Annotated in this window: 1 protein-coding gene; it reads right to left on the bottom strand. The window is 31.0% G+C overall.

Annotated features, from left to right (window positions below; all coding sequences use genetic code 11):
• Positions 1 to 42: 42 nt before the first annotated feature.
• Positions 43 to 471, bottom strand: a 429-nt coding sequence (locus tag B2741_RS00525; RefSeq protein WP_291134358.1) for a hypothetical protein, incomplete at its 5' end; no start/stop codon positions are given.

Raw genomic sequence — 471 nt, 5'->3', positions numbered from 1 at the left:
ATTTCTCGTGACCGCTGTTAGGCGACGTTCAAGTTTCTTTCCTTACTCAAATTGACTTTTTTGTTTAAGCTTTGCCAAATATAAATTTTTAAAAAAATCAGGATGACTCAATTTGGTATAAACATCAAAACGTCCAAAACGATTGTCAGTGATTTTATATTTAAAAACAGAATCATTTTTTGTTTTTACTACTAACCAGAATTTTGGATATGCTTTTAACATTTCAAGCTTGCCCTTGAAATTTACATTTTCAGAAATCCTATTAATTTCTTCATGATTCAGAATCACAGCCGAAGTATCAGATAGTTTTAGTTTAAGTTCGGCATATTCAATTTCGCCAATTGGGAAATTTAAGTTGTATGATATAGGCTTTTCATATTTACAACTTACTAATACTAATAATGAAAGTGAAATGATGAATTTCATAGACGAGTGTTTGTGAATGTTGCCTAACGTTTCGCGGACACGCGA

The sequence above is a fragment of the Flavobacterium sp. UBA7663 genome, assembly GCF_002483315.1.
Classification (GTDB): domain Bacteria; phylum Bacteroidota; class Bacteroidia; order Flavobacteriales; family Flavobacteriaceae; genus Flavobacterium.
This window is presented reverse-complemented; position numbering and strand designations above follow the sequence as displayed.